Genomic DNA, 546 nt, shown 5'->3' on the forward strand with positions numbered 1-546 from the left:
CGTGCAGACGATCGCAAATTTCACCCATGAATTATATTGGACAAATCGTAGGAATTATATTGGACACTTTGGGGTATATTACCCTGTTAGTGCAATTCAGTTGAGATATTCGACATATGATACAGGCGACAAAAGAAAATATTGAAGATATTCTCAACTCTACCCATCGGCTTGAAGGTGGCAGTGTAACTGAGTGCAACGTTGATTTTATTAATAATGTAATTGAAATAGCAGCATATCCTGAGTTTTCTCTAGTCAAATGCAAGTTCAGACTTGAAGGGGTATTAACTTTTAGAGTTGACGATCCCAATGGATGTGAGTTTTTTGGTTTAAGTGGCTATCCAAATAGCTTAGAAGTCGTATTTGATGAATCTACTGTATTACTTGCAATTGGATCTAATGAGTCGAAGCAAGACCTTAAAACTCTTAAGAGTTGTAATTTCTACGTTCATGCAGAAAAGTTATTTGTCGAAATATTGCACTAACAAGTGCAGTCACAGGACTAAAAACCGCTTTGCTATTTTTAGCCCGTGCTGCGGGCGTTAT

Annotated in this window: 1 protein-coding gene; it reads left to right on the top strand. The window is 37.2% G+C overall.

Annotated features, from left to right (window positions below; all coding sequences use genetic code 11):
* Positions 1 to 116: 116 nt before the first annotated feature.
* Positions 117 to 485: a hypothetical protein gene (locus CS022_RS24645; protein ID WP_129124490.1), complete on the top strand. Its 369-nt coding sequence runs from the start codon at positions 117 to 119 to the stop codon at positions 483 to 485.
* Positions 486 to 546: the final 61 nt, after the last annotated feature.

Origin of the sequence: Veronia nyctiphanis (assembly GCF_004116385.1) — a bacterium.
Lineage (GTDB): Bacteria > Pseudomonadota > Gammaproteobacteria > Enterobacterales > Vibrionaceae > Veronia > Veronia nyctiphanis.